At 72.3% G+C, this 22,216-nt stretch carries 18 protein-coding genes and 1 pseudogene; 8 read left to right on the top strand and 11 right to left on the bottom strand.

Going from position 1 to position 22,216, the window contains the following annotated elements:
• The first annotated feature begins 135 nt into the window (after positions 1-135).
• From ABT078_RS23745 to idi, 3 genes and pseudogenes are all read left to right on the top strand, one after another.
• Positions 136-1,077, top strand: coding sequence for a cation diffusion facilitator family transporter (locus tag ABT078_RS23745; RefSeq protein WP_351230865.1), 942 nt, complete (start codon positions 136-138; stop codon positions 1,075-1,077).
• A gap of 194 nt (positions 1,078-1,271) precedes the next feature.
• Positions 1,272-2,599, top strand: a pseudogene (locus tag ABT078_RS23740) (bifunctional class I SAM-dependent methyltransferase/N-acetyltransferase).
• Positions 2,600-2,733: 134 nt separating this feature from the next.
• The gene (gene idi / locus ABT078_RS23735) at positions 2,734-3,327 is read left to right on the top strand and encodes an isopentenyl-diphosphate Delta-isomerase (protein WP_351230863.1); all 594 of its coding nucleotides are present in this window, start codon (positions 2,734-2,736) and stop codon (positions 3,325-3,327) included.
• Between the two features lie 60 nt (positions 3,328-3,387).
• Here the strand turns inward: idi and ABT078_RS23730 are convergent, their stop codons facing one another.
• Together ABT078_RS23730 and ABT078_RS23725 are read right to left on the bottom strand one after the other, a co-directional pair.
• Positions 3,388-3,864 (bottom strand): ATP-binding protein, encoded by a 477-nt coding sequence (locus ABT078_RS23730; RefSeq protein ID WP_351230895.1) that lies wholly within the window; start codon positions 3,862-3,864, stop codon positions 3,388-3,390.
• Between the two features lie 146 nt (positions 3,865-4,010).
• Positions 4,011-4,622 carry an HdeD family acid-resistance protein gene (locus tag ABT078_RS23725; protein ID WP_351230861.1) on the bottom strand — a complete coding sequence of 204 codons (612 nt, stop codon included), beginning with the start codon at positions 4,620-4,622 and terminating at the stop codon, positions 4,011-4,013.
• 65 nt (positions 4,623-4,687) lie between these two features.
• Between ABT078_RS23725 and ABT078_RS23720 the strand changes: the two genes are divergently transcribed.
• A complete protein-coding gene (locus ABT078_RS23720) occupies positions 4,688-5,461 on the top strand; it encodes an enoyl-CoA hydratase/isomerase family protein (protein WP_351230860.1) in 774 nt (257 codons plus the stop codon).
• A 3-nt stretch (positions 5,462-5,464) separates the two neighbouring features.
• On the opposite strand, the gene ABT078_RS23715 is transcribed toward ABT078_RS23720, so the two are convergent.
• Together ABT078_RS23715 and ABT078_RS23710 are read right to left on the bottom strand one after the other, a co-directional pair.
• Positions 5,465-6,118, bottom strand: coding sequence for a DJ-1/PfpI family protein (locus tag ABT078_RS23715; RefSeq protein ID WP_351230858.1), 654 nt, complete (start codon positions 6,116-6,118; stop codon positions 5,465-5,467).
• A 25-nt stretch (positions 6,119-6,143) separates the two neighbouring features.
• Positions 6,144-7,112, bottom strand: a complete 969-nt coding sequence (locus ABT078_RS23710; protein WP_351230856.1) for a GlxA family transcriptional regulator — start codon at positions 7,110-7,112, stop codon at positions 6,144-6,146.
• 125 nt (positions 7,113-7,237) lie between these two features.
• Between ABT078_RS23710 and ABT078_RS23705 the strand changes: the two genes are divergently transcribed.
• From ABT078_RS23705 to ABT078_RS23695, 3 genes are all read left to right on the top strand, one after another.
• Entirely contained in the window at positions 7,238-8,101 is an 864-nt protein-coding gene (locus tag ABT078_RS23705) for an SCO6745 family protein (protein ID WP_351230854.1), read from the top strand.
• Positions 8,102-8,355: 254 nt separating this feature from the next.
• Positions 8,356-10,740 (top strand): Tex family protein, encoded by a 2,385-nt coding sequence (locus ABT078_RS23700; RefSeq protein WP_351230852.1) that lies wholly within the window; start codon positions 8,356-8,358, stop codon positions 10,738-10,740.
• Positions 10,741-11,031: 291 nt separating this feature from the next.
• Positions 11,032-11,493 carry a type II toxin-antitoxin system PemK/MazF family toxin gene (locus tag ABT078_RS23695; protein WP_351230850.1) on the top strand — a complete coding sequence of 154 codons (462 nt, stop codon included), beginning with the start codon at positions 11,032-11,034 and terminating at the stop codon, positions 11,491-11,493.
• Positions 11,494-11,528: 35 nt separating this feature from the next.
• Here the strand turns inward: ABT078_RS23695 and ABT078_RS23690 are convergent, their stop codons facing one another.
• From ABT078_RS23690 to ABT078_RS23675, 4 genes are all read right to left on the bottom strand, one after another.
• Entirely contained in the window at positions 11,529-12,281 is a 753-nt protein-coding gene (locus tag ABT078_RS23690; protein WP_351230848.1) for a 2-phosphosulfolactate phosphatase, read from the bottom strand.
• A complete protein-coding gene (locus ABT078_RS23685) occupies positions 12,278-13,915 on the bottom strand; it encodes an ABC-F family ATP-binding cassette domain-containing protein (RefSeq protein WP_351230846.1) in 1,638 nt (545 codons plus the stop codon). Before ABT078_RS23685 ends, ABT078_RS23690 begins: the two co-directional genes overlap by 4 nt.
• 304 nt (positions 13,916-14,219) lie before the next feature.
• Entirely contained in the window at positions 14,220-14,756 is a 537-nt protein-coding gene (locus tag ABT078_RS23680) for a TrmH family RNA methyltransferase (RefSeq protein WP_351230844.1), read from the bottom strand.
• A 153-nt stretch (positions 14,757-14,909) separates the two neighbouring features.
• Complete coding sequence (locus ABT078_RS23675; protein WP_351230842.1) at positions 14,910-15,932, bottom strand: oxidoreductase; 1,023 nt, start codon at positions 15,930-15,932, stop codon at positions 14,910-14,912.
• A gap of 67 nt (positions 15,933-15,999) precedes the next feature.
• On the opposite strand from ABT078_RS23675, the gene ABT078_RS23670 reads away from it, so the two are divergent.
• A complete protein-coding gene (locus ABT078_RS23670) occupies positions 16,000-16,962 on the top strand; it encodes an FAD-dependent oxidoreductase (RefSeq protein ID WP_351230840.1) in 963 nt (320 codons plus the stop codon).
• 19 nt (positions 16,963-16,981) lie between these two features.
• Here ABT078_RS23670 and ABT078_RS23665 read toward each other — a convergent pair whose 3' ends face one another.
• The 3 genes from ABT078_RS23665 to ABT078_RS23655 form a co-directional block, all read right to left on the bottom strand.
• Complete coding sequence (locus tag ABT078_RS23665; protein WP_502981284.1) at positions 16,982-18,763, bottom strand: BCCT family transporter; 1,782 nt, start codon at positions 18,761-18,763, stop codon at positions 16,982-16,984.
• Between the two features lie 80 nt (positions 18,764-18,843).
• Positions 18,844-20,169, bottom strand: coding sequence for a M14 family metallopeptidase (locus tag ABT078_RS23660; RefSeq protein ID WP_351230838.1), 1,326 nt, complete (start codon positions 20,167-20,169; stop codon positions 18,844-18,846).
• Positions 20,166-22,178: a Xaa-Pro dipeptidyl-peptidase gene (locus ABT078_RS23655; RefSeq protein ID WP_351230836.1), complete on the bottom strand. Its 2,013-nt coding sequence runs from the start codon at positions 22,176-22,178 to the stop codon at positions 20,166-20,168. The genes ABT078_RS23660 and ABT078_RS23655 overlap by 4 nt, the downstream gene beginning before the upstream one ends.
• Between the last annotated feature and the right edge of the window lie 38 nt (positions 22,179-22,216).

Here is a 22,216-nt window from a genome sequence, read left to right as displayed (position 1 = left end):
GCTCTGACCTGCGGACATAATCGCAGGTCAGAGCATATGACAACGGTGTTCAACGTCGGGTTGCCGGATACCCCCCACCCGTAGTTCACTGGCCACGCGGACAGATCGAATCGGACGATCCGGGAGGCGTCTCTCATGGGGGCTGGGCACGACCACGGACACACGCACGGCGGCGCCCCGCCGACGGGCACCGCGGCCGCCGCCTACAGGAACCGGCTGCGGGTCGCGCTCGGGATCACGCTGGGCGTGATGGTCCTGGAGATCGTCGGCGGAATCCTGGCGGACTCACTGGCCCTCATCGCCGACGCCGCACACATGGCGACGGACGCCCTCGGCCTCGCCATGGCGCTTCTGGCGATCCACTTCGCCGCCCGCCCGGCCGACAGCCGGCGGACCTACGGGTTCGCCCGCGCCGAGATCCTCGCCGCGCTGGCGAACTGTCTGCTGCTGCTCGGGGTCGGCGGCTATCTCGTCTACGAGGCGGTGCAGCGCTTCATCACGCCGGCCGACACCCGGGGCGGCGTCGTCATCGCGTTCGCCCTCGTCGGGCTGGTCGCCAACCTGGTGTCGCTCACACTGCTGATGCGGGGCCAGAAGGAGAGCCTCAATGTGCGCGGCGCGTACCTGGAGGTGCTCGCGGACGCACTCGGCTCGGTGACGGTACTGATCTCGGCGGGCATCATCCTGGCCACCGGCTGGCAGGCCGCCGACCCGATCGCCTCGCTCGCGATCGGGCTGATGATCGTGCCGCGTACGGTCAAGCTGCTCCGGGAGACCATCAACGTGCTGCTGGAGGCGGCGCCGAAGGGTGTGGACATGGCCGAGGTCCGGGAGCACATCGTGGCCCTGCCCGGCGTCGAGGACGTCCACGACCTGCACGCCTGGACCATCACGTCCGGGATGCCGGTGCTCTCCGCGCATGTCGTCGTCGCCCAGGACGTGCTGGACGCGGTCGGGCACGAGAAGATGCTGCACGATCTGCAGGGCTGTCTCGGGTCCCATTTCGACGTCGGGCACTGCACGTTCCAGCTGGAGCCGAGCGGTCATGCCGCGCACGAGGCCGGCCTCTGCCACTGACAGCTGCTAGATTCGTGCGGAGCCGTGATCGTGAGAGGAGCTGAGGTTGATGACCGTCGCAGTGTCGGCTGCCGTGCTGTGCAGCCCCCGGTCCGTCATCGGCCTTCCGGGCTCCCGGCCTGCCTGACTCCGTACGCTGACCTGATTCCGTACGGCACGTCGGCCGGGGCCCACTCACTCAAAGGGTTCCCACGTTGTCCGACAACCCACGCCGCGGCAGCGGCACGTCCAACGCAGCGCACGACGCTTTCTTCTCCCTCCACCACGGGCTGCCCCGGCAGGGCCCCGGCTCCGACGACACCACCCGCCGGCTGCTGGCCCTCGCGGGTCCGCTGCCGTCCCGTCCGCGCGTCCTCGATCTGGGCTGCGGCCCCGGCCGTGCCGCCCTGCTGCTGGCCGCCGAGGCCGGCGCCGAGGTCACGGCCGTGGATCTGCACGAGCCGTTCCTCGAGGAGCTGCGGCGGGCCGCCGAGGCCCGCGGGCTCGGCGACCGTATCCGTACCGTCAACGCCGACATGGGCGAACTGCCCTACCCGGACGGGTCGTTCGATCTGGTCTGGGCGGAGAGTTCCGTGTACTCGATCGGATTCGACACCGCTCTGCGCGGCTGGCGACGGCTGCTCGCACCCGGCGGCGCGCTCGTCGTCACCGAGTGCGAGTGGACCTCCGACACACCCAGCCCGCAGGCCCGCGCCTTCTGGGAGGAGCACTACCCGCTGCGTACGCCGGCGGCGAACACGGCGGCCGCGGTCGAGGCCGGCTACCACGTCCTCGGTGTGTACGGGCAGCCCGTGAGCGACTGGGAGGAGTACTACGGCCCGCTCGGCGCCCGCGCCGACGCCGCCGATCCCACGGCTCCCGGAATGGCGGAGGCACTCGCCGCCACCCGGGCCGAGCTCGCCATGTGGCACGACCACGGCACGGAGTACGGCTACACGGGCTTTGTGCTGCGGCCCGCCGGCGCGCGCCGGCGAACGCTCCCCCAGGGCTTCGTCCGCGGGTACCCCCGGTGACGGGCGGCCGGCAGCCCGGCGGGGAGCGCGGTCGACACGGCGGCGTTCCCCACGGGGGAGGAGGCGGATCCGGTCGACGCGCTGCGCAAGGACGCGTCGGCCCGGCCGCCGGGTCTCTCGTACGTGGCGGAGGCGCCGGACGGCTCGGTGGCGGCGTACGCGCTGCCGAGCCTTCCCCTGCCTTCGGCGGGGAGGCCCCGGGCCGGGTCGGTGACCCGCCCGCGCCGGCCCTGGCGCCGTGCGCCACCGCACGGGAGCATCGGCGACGGGGCGCGGGCTCCGCGGTGATCCGGGCCGTGCCGGACGCGGCACAGGCACGCGGTGAGCGGCTGGTCCTGGTGATGAGCCATCCGGAGTACTGCCCGCGCTTCGGTTTCGCTCCCGCCCCGCGGCTGGGCGTCGCACCGGGGTTCGAGGTGCCCGTCGAGTCGATGTCGGCGCTGTTCCTGGACGGTTCCACGGCTGTGCCGCAGGGCACGATCACCTACCTGGGGGCCTTCGGAGTCTGATCCAGCGTCCGCGCCCGCCGCGCATCCGCGTGGCGGGCGCGGACATGCCCAGGGCGGTGAAGTGCGGACAAGCCGCTTTTGTACGGCAGACTGGGTGCGCCCCGCAGGGCCGAGGAACGAAGCGAAGGATGGCTATGCCGACCACACCCGCCACCGCGGCGAACAGCTCGCCCGCCGGCACCCAGCAGCCGATCTTGCTCGAACTCGTCGACGAGAACGGCCATACCATCGGCACCGCGGAGAAGCTCTCCGCCCATCGGGCGCCCGGGCAGTTGCACCGGGCGTTCTCCGTGTTCCTCTTCGACGAGCAGGGGCGGCTGCTGATCCAGCGCCGCGCCCTGGGGAAGTACCACTCCCCCGGCGTCTGGTCGAACACCTGCTGCGGCCACCCGTACCCGGGCGAGGCGCCGTTCGCCGCCGCCGCGCGGCGTACGTACGAGGAGCTGGGTGTGTCTCCGTCGCTGATGGCGGAGGCGGGCACGGTCCGCTACAACCATCCCGACCCGGCGTCGGGCCTGGTGGAGCAGGAGTTCAACCACCTCTTCGTCGGCCTGGTGCAGGCTCCGCTGCGGCCTGACGCGGAGGAGATCGGCGAGACGGCGTTCGTGACGGCGGGCGAGCTGGCCGAGCGGCACGCCCGGGACCCGTTCTCCGCCTGGTTCATGACGGTGCTGGACGCGGCGCGCCCGTCCATCAAGGAGCTCACGGGGCCGGCCGACGGCTGGTGAGGCCGCCGCCCGGGGACGTGGCTGTGGCTTCGGGCTGCGGCTGCGGGGCCTGGGCGGTGACTACTGAGGCACCACGCCATGGACACCGGCCGTCGCGAGCGGGAGCGCCGCCCAGATGATCTTTCCGCCGGTCGCGGTGTGCTCCACGTCGCAGGTGCCGCCCGCCTCGCGGGTGATCTCCTTGACGAGCAGCAGGCCGCGGCCGCCGGTCTGTGCGTAGTCCGTCTCCAGTGCCTTGGGCCGGTACGGGTGGTTGTCCTCGACGGCCACCCGGATCCACTCGGGACCGATCGCCACCTCGACGGCGACCTCGGGCGACAGCAGGGCGGCGTGCCGCACGGAGTTGGTCACCAGCTCGGAGACGATCACCAGCAGTCCCTGCAGGAGCTCGTCGTGGACAGGCACGCCCTGGCGGCGGATCAGATCACGGACCGCATGCCTGGCCTGCGGCACGGAGACCTCGAGCGCGGGTGCGGTGAACCGCCAGACGCCTTCGTACGACAGTGGCCGGGCCGGGATGCTCCCGGGGCTCTCCATAAGTCCGGCACCCACCCTCGTGAATTGTGGTCAGGAACCAATTGAGTTCTTGACTACAGAGTGTTGGGAACCGGCTGGTCCATACCGGGCTCCTGATCAGAAGTAGCCGCCTATCGACAGAATCTGACCAGATGGGTATGACAGGGTCAGTTCTTCGACTGATCCTGATCTTCTTCTGATGACTTCGCCGACACCTCCGTGTCGCTCACCGTGCCGATGATCCGGCGGCCGCCGATGCCGACCGCGATCAGCCCGAGCCCGTCGAAGAGCAGCGCCAGCGAGAAGAAGGCGCCGAGCACATAACGGCTGCTCTCGGGCCAGTTCGCGAGCACCAGAATGCCGAGCAGCAGGCCGAACGCGCCCTGCAGCAGCGTCCAGCCGAACTGCGGCCCACGCACCACCACACTCCCCACCAGCCGGAACAGGCCACCGGTCAGGAACAGCAGCGCGGCGAACATGGTCAGCGCCTCCGCGCTGCCCTGCGGATGCCGGATGACGACGACACCGGCCGCGATGTTGAGCGCGGCGACGACCACGGCGAGCCAGAAGAAGTGGCTGCCGCGTGACTCGATCGCCTGCAGCAGCCCGACCAGTCCGCCGATCAGCAGCAACCAGCCGAAGAGCAGCATGGAGGTCAGGGTCGCGACGCCGACGTAGACGAGTCCGACCACTCCGGCGAGCACGAGAATCACGCCGAGGGCCGCCAGCCAGCCGAAGCTGCGGCGGAGCTTCCTGCCCTCCTGGGTGGGACCGGCCATGCGTGCCTCCTCGTCACACCCCCTTCTTGATCATAGGTTCGGGCCGGGCGGATAGCATCCGGCGCATGGACCGTACGGAGCCTCAGCAGGGGCACATCTCCGCCGAGGTGGCGGCCGGGGTCGCCACCGTCGTCATCAGCCATCCCGAGAAGCGCAATGCGATGACGGCAGCGATGTGGCGCGCGCTGCCGGACGTGCTGGAGGGCCTGGCGCACGACGTGGAGGTACGGGCGCTGGTGCTGACCGGAGCCGGGAGCACGTTCTGCGCGGGCGCCGACATCTCGTCGCTGCGCGAGCGCGCGACGGTCGCGGGCGAGGAGCCGCAGAGTCTGGCCGTACGGGCCGAGGAGGCGCTCGCCGCCTTCCCCAAGCCGACGCTCGCGGCCGTGCGCGGCTACTGCGTGGGCGGCGGCTGCCAGCTGGCCGCCGCGTGCGATCTGCGGTTCGCCGAGGAGGGTGCCTCCTTCGGGGTCACCCCGGCGAAGCTCGGGATCGTCTATCCGGCGTCCTCGACCCGGCGGCTGGTGTCGTTGGTCGGACCCGCGGCGGCGAAGTACCTGCTGTTCTCGGGCGAGTTGATCGGCACGGAGCGGGCGCTGCGCACCGGCCTGGTGGACGAGGTGCTGCCGGAGGGGGAACTGGGCAAGCGGGTCGCCGAGTTCACCCGCGTGCTGGCGAGCCGCTCGCAGCTGACGCAGGCCGCGGCGAAGGAGTTCGCTTCGGGGCGCACCGACCGGTACGCGTACTGGGCGGAGCAGGCGCGCGGCAGCGGCGACACCGCGGAGGGTGTCGCCGCGTTCCTGGAGCGCAGGCCGCCGCGCTTCACCTGGACCGTGTGACGGTCACTGGTCGCCGGTCCGGACCAGGTCGTCGGTCACCGCCTGCGCGCGCCAGTACTCGACGACCTTGGCCGGGGCCTTGTCCGGCGAGCCCGCGTCGTACGGCGGCTGCGGGTCGTACTCGGTCAGCAGCTGGATCGTCTGCGCGGTCTCCTCGCCCGCGATCCGGCCGATCAGGTGCAGGGCCATGTCGATGCCGGACGACACCCCGGCTGCCGTGACGTACTTGCCGTCGAAGACGACGCGCTCGCCGGTCGTCTCGGCGCCCAGCAGACCGAGTATGTCCAGCGCCAGCCAGTGGCTGGTGGCCCGGCGGCCCTTGAGCAGGCCGGCCCCGCCCAGCACGAGCGAGCCCGTGCACACCGAGGTGGTCCAGGTGCTGGTGGCGTCCACCGCGCGCAGCCACCGCAGAACCGTCTCGTCCGTCATGGTCTGCCGCGAGCCGGGTCCGCCGGGCACGAGGACGATGTCGGGAGCCGTCACATCGGCGAGAGAGCGGTCGGCGACCAGCGCGAGGTTGCCCTGGTCGTTGCGGACGGGGCCCGGCTTCTCGGCGACGAAGACGGTCTCGGCGTCCGGCAGCCGGCTGAGCAGTTCGAACGGGCCGACGGCGTCGAGGCTGGTGAAGCCGTCGTAGAGCAGGATGGCGATCTGCATGGCAGTCCCTCTCGGTTGCACGGGTTCAGTGGACGGGTGCGTGGAAACGGCGGCGGTACTCGGCGGGTGCCGTGCCGAGCGCCTTGACGAAGGCGCGGCGCATCGCCTCGGGCGTTCCGTATCCGCAGGCCCGGGAGATCTCCTCGACGCCGTCGCCGGTGTCCTCGAGCAGCCGCCGGGCGTGCTCGATGCGGACCCGGTCGACGTACCTGCCCGGCGTCGTGCCCGTCTCGCCGCGGAAGGCACGGGCGAACTGGCGCGGTGAGAGCCGGGCGCGGGCGGCCAGTGCCTCGACCGACAGATCGCCCTCCGGGTGCTCGGTGATGTACTGCTGCACCTCGCGCAGCGGTTCGCGCTGCGCGGTCTGGGCGGCGAGCTGGGCGCTGAACTGCGCCTGGTTGCCGGGGCGGCGCAGGAAGACCACGAGGTGGCGGGCGATCGTCAGCGCGGTCTCGCGCCCGAGGTCCTCCTCGACCAGCGCGAGGGCGAGGTCGATACCGGCGGTGACGCCGGCGGACGTCGCGAGCTTCCCGTCCCGTACGAAGATCGGCTCGGGGTCGACCTCGACGGCGGGGTGGCTGCGGGCGAGGTGGTCGCAGACCGCCCAGTGGGTGGTGACGCGATGCCCGTCGAGCAGGCCCGCCTCGGCCAGCAGCAGGGCTCCGGTGCAGACGGAGACGAGGCGCTCGGCGCGCGGGGCGTGGGCGCGCAGCCAGTCGATCAGCTCCGGATCGGGGTGGCGGGTGCCCTGGCCGCCCGGGACGATCAGGCTGTGCGGTGCGTCGGACTCGTACGCGTGCAGAGCCCCGTCCGGTACGAGAGTGAGCCCGCTCGATGTGCGGATCGGCCCGCCGTCGAGCGAGGCGGTGCGGATGCCGTAGGTGAACGGGCGGGCCGGCTGTCTGTTGGCGCCCGCGAACACCTCCAGCGGGCCTGTCACATCAAGACTCTGCACGCCGTCGAAGAGCACGACGAGCACGGTTCGCTCGGTCATGTCTCCATCGTCGGGGCCCCACCATGTGACCGCAACGACATGCACCCCACCATTCCTGCCATCGCGCGTTCGGGCGCCACCCCCGGCCCTTCCTGTCGTACCGACCAGTCGGTAACGTGCCCGTCATGACCTCACTGCCGCCGCGCGCGGGACGGCGCTGCCACAACGCCGTCAACCCGCTGCACTCCACGCTGTACTTCTCGCCCGACTACGCGAAGGAGCTCGCCGCGATCGGCGTAGGGGACACGAGTGCCGCCTACTTCGCGGGGCGCGCCGCCGCGATGGGCGCCGTCGGCCCCGGCACGGTGGCGGCGACGTTCTACAACTTCAACCACGAGCTGATCGCCCGGCATCTGCCCGCGGTGTGGGACACGGCGTCCCCTGCCACCGTCCTGGCGGCCCGGATGCGGGCCGCGGACGCCACGCTGCGCCGGCTGCTCGGCGACGACGTGGTCGCGTCGGACGAGATGGCGGAGGCCGCCGGGCTCGCGCTGCGCGCCACGGAGGCGTGCACGCGGCACGCCCGGCCGCTGTACGCGGCGCACGCCGACCTGCCCGTGCCCGACGAGCCGCACCTCGCCTACTGGCACGCCGCGACCCTGCTGCGCGAGCACCGCGGCGACGGTCATCTCGCCGCGCTGCTGTCCGCGGGGCTCGACCCGCTGGAGGCCCTGGTCAGCCACACCGCGACCGGCAAGGGCATGTCACCGCGGTGGATCCTCGCCAGCCGCGGCTGGCGGCGCACCGACTGGGAGGCCGCGTCCGAGCGGCTGCGCGAGCGTGGACTGCTCGACGCCGAGGGCGAGTTGAGCAGTGCGGGCTCCGCCCTGCGGGCGGAGCTCGAGGACCACACCGACCGGCTCGACGCCGCCCCGTACGAGCACCTCGGCGCCGTGGGCGTCGAACGGCTCACCGAGCTGGCGCGAGGTTTCCTGATGGCGGCCGTCGCGGCCGGGGCGTTCCCGGCGGATCTGACCGGCAGAGGCTGACCCCGCGCCTCGGAGGGGGTGCGCGACACGACACCCGGCCACCCGGCAGAATGCAGCCGAGAGGCCGCGCCGACAGGGAGCGCGGGAGAAGGAGCGGGACGAGGGCCGAGCATGGCGGGGCGGAGGAAGGAGTCATGGCGGAGCCATGGCGACCGACGATGCCGCAGCCAGGCGACAGCCGTCGGCCGGCGGCGCCGCGGACCCTGTCCGCGGCCTCCAAGCACAGCCAGCAGCAGAAGGCGAGTCGGGAAACCGTGACGACGTCCATCGAAGGCAGGATCGCCGAGGAGCTCGGCGTACGGGAGCGGCAGGTGAAGGCGGCCGTCGAGCTGCTCGACGGCGGGTCGACCGTGCCGTTCATCGCTCGCTACCGCAAGGAAGCGACCGAGATGCTCGACGACGCGCAGCTGCGCACGCTCGAGGAGCGGCTGCGGTATCTGCGGGAGCTCGAGGAGCGGCGGACCGCGATCCTGGAGTCCGTGCGGGAGCAGGGCAAGCTCACCGACGAGCTGGAGGCGCAGATCAGGGGCGCCGAGACCAAGGCCCGCCTGGAGGACGTCTATCTGCCCTTCAAGCCCAAGCGGCGCACGAAGGCGCAGATCGCCCGTGAGGCCGGTCTGGAGCCGCTCGCCGAGGGCCTGCTGGGCGACCCTTCGGTGGAGCCGCTCGCGGCCTCGGCGGCGTTCGTCGACGCGGACAAGGGCGTGGCGGATCCAGCGGCGGCACTGGAGGGCGCTCGGGCGATCCTCACCGAACGCTTCTCCGAGGACGCCGACCTCATCGGCGAACTGCGTGAGCGCATGTGGACGCGGGGCCGGCTGGCGGCGAAGGTGCGCGAGGGCAAAGGCGACGCCAAAGAGGGGCCGGGCGCGAAGTTCGCCGACTACTTCGACTTCGCCGAGCCGTTCACCGAGCTGCCCTCGCACCGCGTGCTGGCGATGCTCCGGGGCGAGAAGGAGGAGGTCCTGGACCTGGTCCTGGAGCCCGAGGAGCCGTCGGACGAGCCCGGCCCCACGACCTACGAGGGCATGATCGCCCGCCGCTTCGGCATCGCCGGCCGCGGCCGCCCGGCCGACAAGTGGCTGGCGGACACCGTGCGCTGGGCGTGGCGGACCCGGATCCTCGTCCACCTCGGGATCGATCTGCGGCTGCGGCTGCGGACGGCGGCCGAGGACGAGGCGGTACGGGTCTTCGCGGCGAACCTGCGCGACCTCCTGCTCGCCGCCCCGGCGGGTACGCGGGCGACGCTCGGCCTCGACCCCGGCTTCCGTACGGGCGTGAAGGTGGCCGTCGTCGACGCGACCGGCAAGATCGTCGCCACCGACACGATCTACCCCCATGTCCCCGCGAACAAGTGGGACGAGTCGCTGGCGAAGCTGGCGCGGCTCGCGAAGGAGCACGCGGTCGAGCTGGTCTCCATCGGCAACGGCACGGCGTCGCGCGAGACCGACAAGCTCGCCGGCGAACTCATCGCCAAGCACCCGGAGCTGAAGCTCACCAAGGTGATGGTGTCGGAGGCGGGCGCGTCCGTGTACTCGGCGTCCGCGTTCGCCTCGCAGGAGCTGCCGGACCTCGACGTCTCGCTGCGCGGCGCGGTGTCGATCGCACGGCGGCTGCAGGACCCGCTCGCCGAGCTCGTGAAGATCGACCCCAAGTCGATCGGCGTCGGCCAGTACCAGCACGACCTGTCCGAGGTGAAGCTGTCCCGTTCGCTGGACGCGGTCGTCGAGGACTGTGTGAACGGCGTCGGTGTCGACGTCAACACGGCCTCCGCACCGCTGCTTTCGCGCGTGTCGGGCATCAGCTCGGGCCTCGCCGAGAACATCGTGGCGCACCGGGACGCGAACGGGCCGTTCCGATCGAGGCAGTCGCTCAAGGATGTGGCACGGCTCGGCCCGAAGGCCTACGAGCAGTGCGCCGGCTTCCTGCGCATCCGCGGCGGGGACGACCCGCTGGACGCGTCGAGCGTGCACCCCGAGGCCTACCCGGTGGTGCGGCGGATGGTGAAGACGGCGGGGAGCGAGGTCGCCTCGCTGGTCGGCAACACGTCGGTGCTCCGGTCGCTGCGGCCCGACGACTTCGTGGACGAGACGTTCGGTCTGCCGACGGTGACCGACATCCTGCGTGAGCTGGAGAAGCCGGGTCGCGACCCGCGGCCCGCGTTCAGGACGGCGACCTTCAAGGACGGTGTCGAGAAGATCTCCGACCTGTCGTCGGGCATGGTGCTGGAGGGTGTCGTCACGAACGTGGCGGCGTTCGGGGCCTTCGTGGACGTCGGCGTCCACCAGGACGGGCTCGTCCATGTGTCGGCGATGTCCCGGACCTTCGTCAAGGACCCGCGGGACGTGGTGAAGCCGGGCGACGTGGTCAAGGTCAAGGTGCTCGACGTCGACATCCCGCGCAAGCGGATCTCGCTGACGCTGCGGCTGGACGACGACGCGGCGCCGCAGGCGTCGGGCGGCGGTGCCCGGCGCGAGCGGGGCCAGGGCGGCCGTCCGCCCCAGCAGCGCCAGGGCGGCGGCCGCGGCGCCGGCGCGCCCTCCCGCCAGGCCCCCGCCCCGGCCAACAGCGCGATGGCGGACGCCCTGCGCAAGGCCGGCCTCCTCGACCCGAAGCAGGGTGGGGGCAAGCGGCGCTGACCCGCCCCGTACCGGGGCCCCGCGTCGGGCCCCGGTACGCCCTGTGAGCCGGCGCGGGCGGGCACGGACGGGCGGGCTCCGTGGACGACCGGTACCGTCCGGTGGGCCCGGTGGTGCATCCTCGATCGCCGGTCGGGCCCGACGTGCACCCGGCACCGGCAGGTGCACCCGAGTGTCGTCCTCGAACGCCGGACGGGCCGCGGGAACAGCCCGGGCCGGCCACAACTGCCCCCGCGCCGTGGGGAGGCCCCGCGGTTCGGGGTCGGGTGGGGTGGGCCTAACGTGACCCGTGTGACTGCCCTCACCGAAGAAGACCCGGAACGCTTCGCGTCACCGGGCCGCGTGGGCCCCCACGCGACGACCCAGGTCGACCCGCGCGCAGTGGGTACCGTACGTACCGAGTACTCGCCCGAGTGCGACGGGGATCCGGATCCGGGCGAAATCGTCTGGACCTGGGTGCCGTTCGAGGAGCACGACGGACGGGGCAAGGACCGGCCCGTCCTCGTCGTCGCACGTGAGTCCGGAGGCACGCTGCTGGCCGTGCAGCTGTCCAGCAAGCGGCATGATCACGACCGGGAGTGGGTGCCGCTGGGAACCGGGCCGTGGGACCGCGAGGGCCGGGACTCCTGGGTCGACGTGGATCGGGTGATACGCGTGCACGAGGCCGGAATGCGGCGGGAGGCGTGCGCGCTGGATCGCATGCGCTTCAACCTCGTTGTGCGGCGCTTGCGCGAACTGTACGGCTGGCGCTGACCGCCCGGCCGGCCCGCGAGAGGCGGGCGCCGGCCTCAGGTCGCCGCGGTGAACGCGCCGTCCACCAGCACCGGCACCGACGCCGACGCGTCCAGTTCCGCGGCGATGTCCACGTCCTCCCCGAAGCCCGCAAACGCACCCTCGCTCAGTTCACGGCCGGAGAAGCAGCCGCGGAGCGCAGCCGCCGGATCGGCCGTGGCGTCCCACGTGGCCGCGGCCGCGGCCGCCTCGGGCGTCAGACCGGTGGTGCCGAGGCCGCGGAGCACGGAGATCAGTGACCCCGCGCCCAGCAGGTCCTCCACGGCGGGCCGCAGGGAGCCGTCGGGCCAGTGCTCGCCCGCGGCGACGACCGCGAGGGGGCGCTCGGCGGTGCCGTGGCCCCGGGCCTTCAGCCAACGGGCGACCGCTCGGGCGTTGCGCAGGGACACGGCGACGACCGTCGCCCCGGAGCCGGCGGCCTCGGCGGCGATCGCCGAGCCGTTCGGTGAAGGCAGAACGAGGCGCGCGGTGCGGGGTGCGCGGCGCAGCGCCGCGGGCGACAGGGACCAGGGCGATCCCTCGCCGACCGCGCGCCGGCCGACGCCGAGGGCGGCGTCCATCCGGGCGGCGTACTCCTCGGCGGTCGCGTCGCGCCAGCGGTACGGGTAGACCCGCGTGCCCGCGTCGACGGCGACGCTCACGGCCGTCGTGAAGGACAGCACGTCCACGACGGCCACGCAGGCCGCGTCCGGCGCGAGGTGCCGGGCGCCCGCCGGCCCCCACTCGAAGGCGACGGCGTATCCGGTCACAGCTCGGTCGCCTTGCCGTCCGCCACCTCGATGCGGCGTGTGGTGCGGACCGCCTCCAGCATGCGCCGGTCGTGCGTGACCAGCAGCAGCGTGCCGCCGTACGAGTCGAGCGCGGACTCGAGCTGCTCGATGGCCGGGAGGTCGAGGTGGTTGGTCGGCTCGTCGAGCACGAGGAGATTGACCCCGCGGCCCTGGAGCAGGGCGAGCGCCGCGCGGGTGCGTTCGCCCGGGGAGAGGGTGACGGCGGGGCGCAGCACATGCGCGGCCTTGAGGCCGAACTTGGCGAGGAGCGTGCGGACGTCGGCGGGTTCGGTGTCGGGGACGGCCGTGCAGAAGGCGTCCAGCAACGACTCCGTGCCGTGGAAGAGCTTCCGCGCCTGGTCGACTTCGCCGACGACGACGCCGGAACCGAGCGACGCGTGCCCGGAGTCCAGCGGGAGCCGGCCGAGGAGGGCCGCGAGCAGCGTGGACTTGCCGGCGCCGTTGGCACCGGTGATGGCGACCCGGTCCGCCCAGTCGACCTGCAGCGACACCGGACCGAACCGGAAGTCGCCCCGCCGCACCTCCGCGTCCCGCAGCGTGGCGACGACCGCGCCGGAGCGGGGCGCGGCGGCGATCTCCATCCGCAGGTCCCACTCCTTTCGGGGTTCGTCGACGACGTCGAGGCGTTCGATCATCCGCTGGGTCTGGCGGGCCTTGGCGGCCTGCTTCTCGCTCGCCTCGCTGCGGAACTTCTTGCCGATCTTGTCGTTGTCGGTGGCCTTGCGCCGCGCGTTCTTGACGCCCTTGTCCATCCAGGAGCGCTGCATCTGGGCGCGCCCTTCGAGGGCGGCCTTCTTGTCGGCGTACTCCTCGTAGTCCTCGCGCGCATGCCGCCTCGCGGTCTCCCGCTCCTCCAGATAGGCCGCGTAGCCGCCGCCGTAGAGCGTGATCTGCTGCTGGGCGAGGTCGAGCTCGAGGACCTTGGTGACGGTACGGGTGAGGAACTCGCGGTCGTGGCTGACGACGACCGTTCCGGCGCGCAGCCCCTGGACGAACGTCTCCAGGCGTTCCAGGCCGTCCAGGTCGAGGTCGTTGGTCGGCTCGTCGAGGAGGAAGACGTCGTAGCGGGAGAGGAGCAGCGAGGCGAGCCCGGCGCGGGCCGCCTGGCCGCCGGACAGGGACGTCATCGGCTGGCCGAGGCCGACGGTCAGGCCGAGCGAGTCGGCGACCTCGTCGGCGCGCTCGTCGAGATCGGCGCCGCCTAGCGCCAGCCAGCGCTCGAGGGCGGTGGCGTACGCGTCGTCGGCGCCGGGCGCGCCGTCGACGAGACCCTGCGTGGCCTCGTCCATCGCGGCCTGCGCGGCGGCAACCCCGGTGCGGCGGGCCAGGAACTGCCGTACGGTTTCTCCCTCGCGGCGCTCGGGCTCCTGCGGGAGATGGCCGACGGTGGCGGCCGACGGGGAGAGCCGCAGCTCTCCCTGCTCGGGGGTGTCGAGGCCGGCGAGCAGCCTGAGCAGGGTGGACTTCCCGGCCCCGTTGGCGCCGACGAGGCCGATGACATCGCCGGGCGCGACGACGAGGTCGAGACCGGAGAACAGCGAGCGGTCGCCGTGTGCGGCGGCGAGGTCCTTGGCGACGAGAGTTGCAGTCATCAGGGTGACGATCCTAAGGCCTGTCTCTTCGGGTCGGACCGGATCAGGGAGCCGCCCGCCGCGGAGCGGACGACGTCCCAGCGTACGTGGAGACGCACGGCGGAGGTGCAGACGCACGGCGGAAGTGGGCCCCGCCGAAGGCAGGGGCAGTGATCGACGCGGTGGGGGGACCTCTCGTGCCCGACGGGCTACCGGGGAGTCGGTGAGCGACGACAACGCGGCTGGGGGAACCCCCGGGCGGGGCTCCGGGGCTCGCGTGCCCTGGGCACGCGAGCCCGGCAAGATCGGAAAGAGCGGCCCTGGGTCAGAGGAGACCGGCGAGCTTGTAGAGGGCGAGCGATCCGGCGACGGCCACGTTCAGGCTGGCGCCCGTGCCGACCATCGGGATCTCCACGCACTCGTCGAGCAGGTCGAGTGCTTCGGGCGGGATCCCGGACTGCTCATGGCCGAGGACCATGACGGTGGGCTCCCGGGCGGGCGCGAGGTCGGCGAGGCGCACCGCCTCGTCCGCGAGCTCGACGCCCACGATCCGTACGCCCCGCTCGCGCTGCCGCGCCAGCCAGCCCAGCGGATCGCCGGTCCAGTGGGTGCACAGCGGCTTGCGCAGGGTGTTGCCGCGCGCCAGCGCCTCGGGCACCCACGGGAAGCGCGGCACGGTCAGGCAGGCGCCGACCGCGTCACAGGTGCGGGCCAGGGTTCCCAGGTTGGCTCCGTGCAGCGGCCACAGGGGCGCCGCGTAGAGGTGGTCCCAGCAGGAGTGGGCGCGCGGTCTGCGCGAGCGGCGCAGTTCCGCCGGCGTACGCGTACGGATCGCGGGTCCGTTCCTCCGTGCGCCGCTCATCGGCGGGGGGAGGCGGACCTCCAGTGCGGTCGGTTCCTGTCGTCCCGGCGACTCATGTCGGCTCGGAGACTCGTGTCGGCTCGGAGACTCGTGTTGTCTCGGTGATTCATGCGTCTCGGCGATTCACCGGCTCGCCCGGGCCCCTCGGCTGTGTCATCGCACCACCGGCGCGACCAGCACGCCCCCCGTGGCGCGTGCCACCACGAAGGATTGCCCTTTCACCGCCCGCCCGTCCAGCGGAATTCTGTGGCTGCCGGCCTCCAGCCGCCCGTCGAAGACGTCGTGGGTGTGCGTGCGGTGGAGCCGGTCCATGCGGTACGCGACGAGCCGGACGCGGCAGGCCGAGGTGACCGTCACCTCGGCCTCTCCCGCCTCGGCCGTCAGCCCGGTCAGCCGGCGGCGCTCCACCGGGCTCCGGTCCAGGGCGTGTTCGATCTGGGCGACGAGGAGCGGGACGACCGGGGCAAGGCCGTCGACGTGAGCGGCGTCGACACCTGCGCGTTCGAACGCGGCGCACACCGCGGCGCGTTCCGCCTCCCCGACGGCCCGCCCGAAGGCGACGGCCCCGTACGTCCGCAGCTCCTCGGCGGGGATCTGCGCGGCGTCGTCGGTGATCTCGGCGCCGATGCCGATGGTGCGCAGGGCGGCGGCAAGTTTGGCGAGGACGGCGACGCGGGCGCCGATGAGCAGGACACGGCGCCGCGGGCGGGCCTCCTCGTCGTCGAGCAGCCGCTCGAGCTCCGCGCGGTACTCGGCGGCGCGGAAGCGGAACGGCCCTGTTCCGTGGTAGCCGTTGAGCTCCAGGTCGGCGCTCTCGTCCGTCTGCCAGGCGAAGTCCCGCCAGACGATGTCGTCGCCGTCCCGCTCGATCACCGCGGTGACGGCACCGCAGTCGATCCCTTCGCACTCGGGGCAGCCGTAGATGACGTACCGTCCGCCGGGCAGCGGAGCTTCCGCCTCCAGCAGCAGACTGCGCACCTGGTGGGTGAAGATCGCGGGCGGGATGTCGGAGGCGAGCGGGGAGACCGCGTCGAGGTCGGAGAGCTCGAAGAGGAGCGGCCGGCCGTCGACGATGAAGTCCATGAAGTCCCGGTGGACCTGATAGCCACCATCGGCGAGGACTCCCCCGGCCCGCATCGCGGGCGCCAGCCCGAAGGTCGCGTACTCGGCAGACATGTCCTGAGTATCCCCAGCTGCACGGGGTTGTGAGCACGTCGCGAAGGATTCGGCTACGGTCCCGACCGTGAGCAGGGATTCGGGCGAAGTGATCGTGGTCGGCAGCGGGGTCATCGGGTTGACGACGGCGGTGGTGCTCGCGGGGCGGGGCCGCCGGGTGCGGGTGTGGACGCGCGAGCCGGCCGAGGAGACGACGTCCGCGGTGGCGGGGGCGCTGTGGTGGCCGTACCGGATCGAGCCGCAGGAGCGGGTCGGCGCGTGGTCGCTCACCTCGCTGAAGGTGTACGAGGAGCTGGCGGCGAGGCCGGAGGAGACCGGGGTGCGGCTGGTGCCCGGCGTGCACGCCGGGGTCCGGCTCGACAGTCTCGGTCCGTGGGCGCGGCAGGTGGCGGACCTGCGGCAGTTGCCGGCCGACGAGGTGCCGGGCGCACCCGCGCCGGCGCTCGCTGCACGCCTTCCGCTGATCGACATGCCGGCGCATCTGCCGTGGCTGCGGGCGCGGCTGGAGGCGGCGGGCGGTGTGGTGGAGACCCGGGAGGTGCGCTCGCTCGCCGAGGCGGCGGCGGAGGCCCCGGCGGTGGTCAACTGTACGGGGCTCGGCGCCCGGGAATGCGTACCGGACCCGGACGTGACGCCGGTGCGTGGGCAGTTGGTGCTCGTGGAGAATCCGGGGATCACGTCGTGGTTCACGGCGGCCGACGAGGCGTCGAGCACGACGACGTACTTCTTCCCCCAGCCCGGCCGGCTGATCCTGGGCGGCACGGCCGACGAGGGCGACCGGTCGCTCACCCCCGACCCGGAGACGTCCGCGGCGATCGTGGAGCGCTGCGCCCGGATCCGCCCGGAGATCGCGGACGCGCGGATCCTCGGCCACCGGGTGGGGCTGCGGCCGGTGCGAGCGAAGGGCGTACGGCTCGATGCCGCGGACGGCCCGTACGGCACCCGGCTCGTCCACAACTACGGGCACGGCGGCGCGGGCGTCACCGTGGCGTGGGGCTGCGCGCAGGCGGTGGCATCGCAGCTGGGCTGAACACCCCCTCCGCTCCCGGTCAGGAACCCTTGGCACCATCCGGGCCGCTCCCGGGCTCGTCCCCTTGGTCCGTCTCGTTCCCCGGTTCCGTATCCGTGTCCTTCTCCGCCACGGGTCCGGGCCCGATACGGATCTCGAAGGCACCTGCGTACTTCTCCTGACCCGCGATCACGGCCTCCTCCACGGCCTCCTCGGCCAGCTCGATGCGGACGATCAGCGGGTCCTCGCGGAGGTCGCGCATGAGGGACAGGCACATGCCGACCATCACCAGCACGAACGGGGCCGCGACCAGGATCGTCAGATTCTGCAGTCCGGCGAGCGCGTCACCCATGCCCTCACCGACGAGCAGCATCACGGCCGCCACCGCACCGGTCACCACGCCCCAGAAGACGACGACGAGCCGGGTCGGCTCGAACGTGCCCTTCTGCGAGAGCGTGCCCATCACGATCGAAGCGGCGTCCGCCCCGGAGACGAAGAAGATGCCGACCAGGATCATCACCACGATGCTCGTCACGCCCGCGATCGGCAACTCCTTGAGCACGCCGAAGAGCTGGCCCTCGGGCGTCGTCTCGGCCCCGAGCCGTCCCCCCTCCTGGAGCTTCATCGCCGTACCGCCGAAGATCGCGAACCAGATCAGGCTGACGGTGCTCGGCACCAGGATCACGCCGCCGACGAACTGGCGGATCGTCCGCCCACGGCTGATGCGGGCGATGAACATGCCGACGAACGGCGTCCAGGAGATCCACCATGCCCAGTAGAAGACCGTCCAGTTGCTCAGCCAGTCGGCGACCCCTTCACCGCTCGCTGCCTCCGTACGGCCGGCGAGCTGCGGCAGATCGCCGATGTAGGACGCGAGCGAGGTCGGCACCAGATCGAGGACGAGGATGGTCGGTCCTGCGACGAAGACGAAAAGGGCGAGCGCCACGGCCAGCACCATGTTGGTGTTGGACAGCCACTGGATACCCCGCTCGACCCCGGTGACGGCCGAGACCACGAACGCCACGGTCAGTACACCGATGATGCTGACCAGCAGACCGGTACCGGCCCTCTCCATCCAGCCCAGTTCCGTGAATCCGCTGCCGATCTGCAGGGCGCCGAGCCCCAGCGAGGTGGCGGATCCGAAGAGCGTGGCGAAGATCGCGAGGACATCGATCACCCTCCCCGGCGCGCCGTCCGCACGCCGCTTTCCGATCAGCGGCTCGAAGACGGCGCTGATGGTCTGCCGCCTTCGGCGCCGGAAGGTGCTGTACGCGATGGCGAGGCCGACCACCGCGTAGATCGCCCAGGGGTGCAGCGTCCAGTGGAAGAGCGTGGTGGCCATGGCCGTCTGCATGGCGTCCGCCGAGTCGGCGGGGTCGGTCCCGGGCGGTGGGTTGACGAAGTGCGCCAGCGGCTCGCTGACACCGTAGAACATCAGGCCGATGCCCATGCCCGCGCTGAACATCATCGCGACCCAGGAAACGGTGCGGAACTCGGGTTCCTCGTGCTCCTGGCCGAGCTCGATCCTGCCGTAGCGGCTGATGGCGAGCCAGAGAGCGAAGACGACGAAGCCGGAGGCGGCCAGGACGAACGCCCAGCCGCCGTTGTGCATCAGACCGCCCAGCATCGTGTCGGAGATGCTCTCCAGCGCCTTGGTGGCGACGGATCCCCAGACCACGAAGGCGAGGGTGAGCACGGCCGTCACTCCGAACACCACCCGGTCGGTCACGGGCGGCTTGTCCTCGTGCGGGTGGCGGCCCGGGAGGGCCGCCCTCACCGGGAGCCGCTGCCGCTGACCCGGCCTCTGTTCGTCGTGCGACACAGGGGGCACCTTTCACGAAATTTCGTGCCTGATTTCGCTCTCCGGTACCCCCTACCACACCCTCCCCGCACCGCCCGGGATCAACAGGCGGTCACGGGCTGCCCGGATGTGAGGTGATATGCCGCCCGCTCGTCGAGCAGCAGCGCCGCGAGGGCGCGGCGGGACTGCCGCAGCGGTACGTACGCCCCGTCGCGGAAGGGCTTCGACAGGACGCCGTGCAGGGCGAGTTCGTCCTCGACGTCCGCGTACTGCGCGGCCGTGAGCCGGTAGCCGCACGGCGGGTCCTGAAGGGTCTCCCCGGGTGCTGCCGGGTCGTTGTCGGCGCCACCGAGATACACCGGTCCGCGGTCCGTGAGGCCTGCGAGGCGTGCGGCTCCCGTCGCGGCCTCGATACGCGCCCGCCGCTCGTCGACGAAGCCGAACGCTCCTTCCAGAGCCGCGAGTTGGGTGTTCACCCGACGCCGGTTGTTGAGCGCGGGATCGTGCTTCTCCGCGTCGGTGAGCGCGTCGATGCGGGTCTCGACGAGGAGCCCGACCGCGTGCTTGAGCCCGGCGGTGTTGCGCAGGATGCGCTCCTGGCCGTCGCCGGCGACCTGCTTGACCGGATCACCGGTGACGGGGTCGGTCCAGATGCCGTAGATGCCGCTGCTGAATCCGGCGTCGTGGGCCGCGGGCCGTACATACGTCTCGGAGAGGGTGTGCGCCTCCTCGTGCACCTGCGCCCGGGTGTTGAGGTTGCGCGGCCAGAGGGAGAGCAGCTCCTTGTCGTAGAAGGACGGTGTCGCGTTGTACTCGTGCAGATCGTGGACCACATCGGGCCGATGGTCGCGGATGACGGCGGCCAGGGCGCGGCCCTCGGCGGTTTCGAGGGCGATGTGGTCCCGGTTGATGTCGGTGCCGTCCGCGTTGCCGCGGGTGTCGGCGGATCGGCCGTCGGGATTGGCGGTGGGGACGACGAGCACGGTCGTACGGTCCAGGAAGCGCCGGGTCTTCGCGTCCTCGGCCCGGGCGAGATCGCGAACCGTGGTGAGGCAGGCCTCGCGGCCCGAGGGCTCGTCGCCGTGCTGGGTGCAGATCAGCAGCATGGTGTTCGCGGTGGGCCGGTCGCCGCCGATGCGGACAAGCTGGAGCGGGCGGCCCTGTGCGGTAATGCCGATGGTGCGCAGCGACACCCGGTCGCTCGCCCGGTCGACGGCGGAGAGGAACCGCCACTCCTCGGGCTGGCTGGTCCAGCGCGCGCCGCCCGAAGCTTCGAATCCGGTGCGGGGCAGGGAAGGGCTGTGCGCGTCGGGCGCCGCCCGGGCTGTCGCTGTCCGGGCGGGGGCCGCCGCCTGGGCGTGTGCGGCCGCCAGGGGTACGGCGAGTGCGCAGACGGCCACGGCGACAGCGCGGAGACGGCGGTTCATCGGTTGCCGCCTGCCGGGATCGGGCGGATCGGACGCGGTTCGGCGACACCGTCGAGCCGGGATCCGCGTGGGGCGCCGGCCGGCGGCGCGGTGCCCGTCGTGGCGCTCAGGAACGCGTGGGCGCCGCCGGGGATCGGCAGCCGTGCGGCGGTGCGGGCCAGATCGAGTGTGAGGCTTGGCCGCGCGGACCGCGGGTCCCCCTCGCTCGAAGAGCTCGGGGGAGGGTCGATGAGGCCCCTGTCGGTGCCGCCGATGATGAGGGCCAGCCGGTGCCCCGCCGGGACCACATGGTCGGTGGCGTGCAGATCGAGGGTGATGGTGTAGGCGGTGCCGGGTGTGAGCGGGCGGCCCGCGGCGGCGGATGCGTGGTTGCCGAGGTCGGCCCAGCCGCGGCTGACCACGGTGTGCTCGACGGCGGTCGTACGCGCCACGGTCTCCTTGAAGCAGGAGCTGTCGCCGGTGGTGCTCGCGCCCCAGCAGGTGCGCTCGGGCAGGGTGGTGATGCCTTCGCCGGCGGCGGTGTAGTCGCGGATGGTGTCGGGGCCCAGGTCGACGAGGACCGCGGACAGGTGCGCGGTCGTGGTCGTCGGGGTGGCGGTGACCGTGACCGTGGAGGAGCCGGAGAGCCGCAGTGCGCGACTGAGCGGCGGGGTGATGAATCCGGCCTTGGCCGGGGTGGAGCGGTCGATGTCGGCGGCCCAGTCGGTCTCGCCGAGGGCCGGGTCGTCGGTGAACGTCTCGGTGGCGCCGGGCCGTGCGGGCTTCAGGGCGAGGGTGCCGACCCCGGGTGCGGCGCCCTTGCCAGGGCGGATCGTGGTGACGGCGGTGGAGCGGGGCGGCCAGACGCGGTCGGTGGACCACTGGCCGGGGGCGCGTTCGATGTCGCCCATCGGCTCGCGGTCGATGCCGTTGTCGTAGCCGAGCAGGTAGTGGTCGAACCAGCGGTGCAGGGTCCCGACCCACTCGGCGCGGCGGAAGTCGAAGGGGTCGACATGTCCGGTCTGGGACAGCCAGACCTTGCGCTCGACACCGTGTGCGGCGAGGGCGTCCCACCACTGGCCGAAGTGCTTCGGGCGGACGTTGAGGTCCTGCATGCCGTGGACGGCGAACACACTGGCCCTGACCTTGCGGGCGTCCGGGACGTAGTCGCGTTCGCTCCACAGCCCGGTCCAGTCGCCGGTGCGCGGCGCCTCGTCGACGAGGCGCCGCTGGACGGCCTCGCAGCGGGCGCGGGCGTCGGGGCTTTCGACGTAGTCCGAGAGCCAGTCGGGACCGGAGTCGTAGAGCGGGGCGCCCTTGGCGAAGTAGTAGTCGTACCAGGAGGAGATGGCGGCGATCGGGACGACGGTCTTCAGTCCCTCGACCCCGGTCGCGGCGACGCCGTTGGCGATCGTGCCGTCCCAGCTCTTGCCGATCATCCCGACGTCGCCGGTCGTCCAGCCGGCCGTGGCGCGCTCGGCGCCGGTGCGGCTGGTGTAGGCGCGGGCACGGCCGTTCAGCCAGTCGACGACGGCCTTGGCGGAGTGGATGTCGGAGCGGCCGCCGACGTCGACACAGCCGTCGGAGCGGTTGGTGCCGGCGAGGTCGACGGCGACGAAGGCGTAGCCGCGCGGCACGAAGTAGTTGTCGTAGTAGAGCGGGAACCGGACCGGGTTCCCGTTCGCGTCGTAGGTCTTCTTCTGGCTCTCGTTGCCGCGCCCACAGCAGGAGTAGTACGGGCTGGCGTCCATGATGACCGGTATCTTCCGGCCATGCTGCCCCGCTTCACGCGACCGGACGATGTCGACCGCGACGCGGTCGGTCCTGCCGTCCCCGTCGCCGTCGAGCCGGGTGTCCACCCATACGGACTCACGGATCGCGTTGTCGTACGAGTAGACGGGCCTGCTCTCGCGCGGCGGCGCGGCGCTCTGGGCGCCGGCCGGCGGGACGAGGGCGGCGGTCAGGGCGGCGGTGGCCGCCACGATGAAGGATCTGCTCGAAAGGCGGGTGCCCCGCGCACGTATCGGCATGGGCGGAAGGTACTCCGGTCAACTCCTGTGCAACAGAG

This window comes from Streptomyces sp. NPDC002133, from assembly GCF_040296405.1.
Lineage (GTDB): Bacteria > Actinomycetota > Actinomycetes > Streptomycetales > Streptomycetaceae > Streptomyces.
This window is presented reverse-complemented; position numbering and strand designations above follow the sequence as displayed.

What these genes read in the sequence shown, in the direction of transcription:
- ABT078_RS23705 (WP_351230854.1), top strand. Translation starts at nt 7,238, where the DNA reads ATGACCTCACTGCCGCCGCGCGCGGGACGGCGCTGCCACAACGCCGTC.
- ABT078_RS23725 (WP_351230861.1), bottom strand. Translation starts at nt 4,622, where the DNA reads ATGGCCGGTCCCACCCAGGAGGGCAGGAAGCTCCGCCGCAGCTTCGGC.
- ABT078_RS23715 (WP_351230858.1), bottom strand. Translation starts at nt 6,118, where the DNA reads ATGCAGATCGCCATCCTGCTCTACGACGGCTTCACCAGCCTCGACGCC.
- ABT078_RS23720 (WP_351230860.1), top strand. Translation starts at nt 4,688, where the DNA reads ATGGACCGTACGGAGCCTCAGCAGGGGCACATCTCCGCCGAGGTGGCG.
- ABT078_RS23660 (WP_351230838.1), bottom strand. Translation starts at nt 20,169, where the DNA reads ATGAACCGCCGTCTCCGCGCTGTCGCCGTGGCCGTCTGCGCACTCGCC.
- ABT078_RS23710 (WP_351230856.1), bottom strand. Translation starts at nt 7,112, where the DNA reads ATGACCGAGCGAACCGTGCTCGTCGTGCTCTTCGACGGCGTGCAGAGT.
- ABT078_RS23745 (WP_351230865.1), top strand. Translation starts at nt 136, where the DNA reads ATGGGGGCTGGGCACGACCACGGACACACGCACGGCGGCGCCCCGCCG.
- idi (WP_351230863.1), top strand. Translation starts at nt 2,734, where the DNA reads ATGCCGACCACACCCGCCACCGCGGCGAACAGCTCGCCCGCCGGCACC.
- ABT078_RS23685 (WP_351230846.1), bottom strand. Translation starts at nt 13,915, where the DNA reads ATGACTGCAACTCTCGTCGCCAAGGACCTCGCCGCCGCACACGGCGAC.
- ABT078_RS23730 (WP_351230895.1), bottom strand. Translation starts at nt 3,864, where the DNA reads ATGGAGAGCCCCGGGAGCATCCCGGCCCGGCCACTGTCGTACGAAGGC.
- ABT078_RS23655 (WP_351230836.1), bottom strand. Translation starts at nt 22,178, where the DNA reads ATGCCGATACGTGCGCGGGGCACCCGCCTTTCGAGCAGATCCTTCATC.
- ABT078_RS23675 (WP_351230842.1), bottom strand. Translation starts at nt 15,932, where the DNA reads ATGTCTGCCGAGTACGCGACCTTCGGGCTGGCGCCCGCGATGCGGGCC.
- ABT078_RS23680 (WP_351230844.1), bottom strand. Translation starts at nt 14,756, where the DNA reads ATGAGCGGCGCACGGAGGAACGGACCCGCGATCCGTACGCGTACGCCG.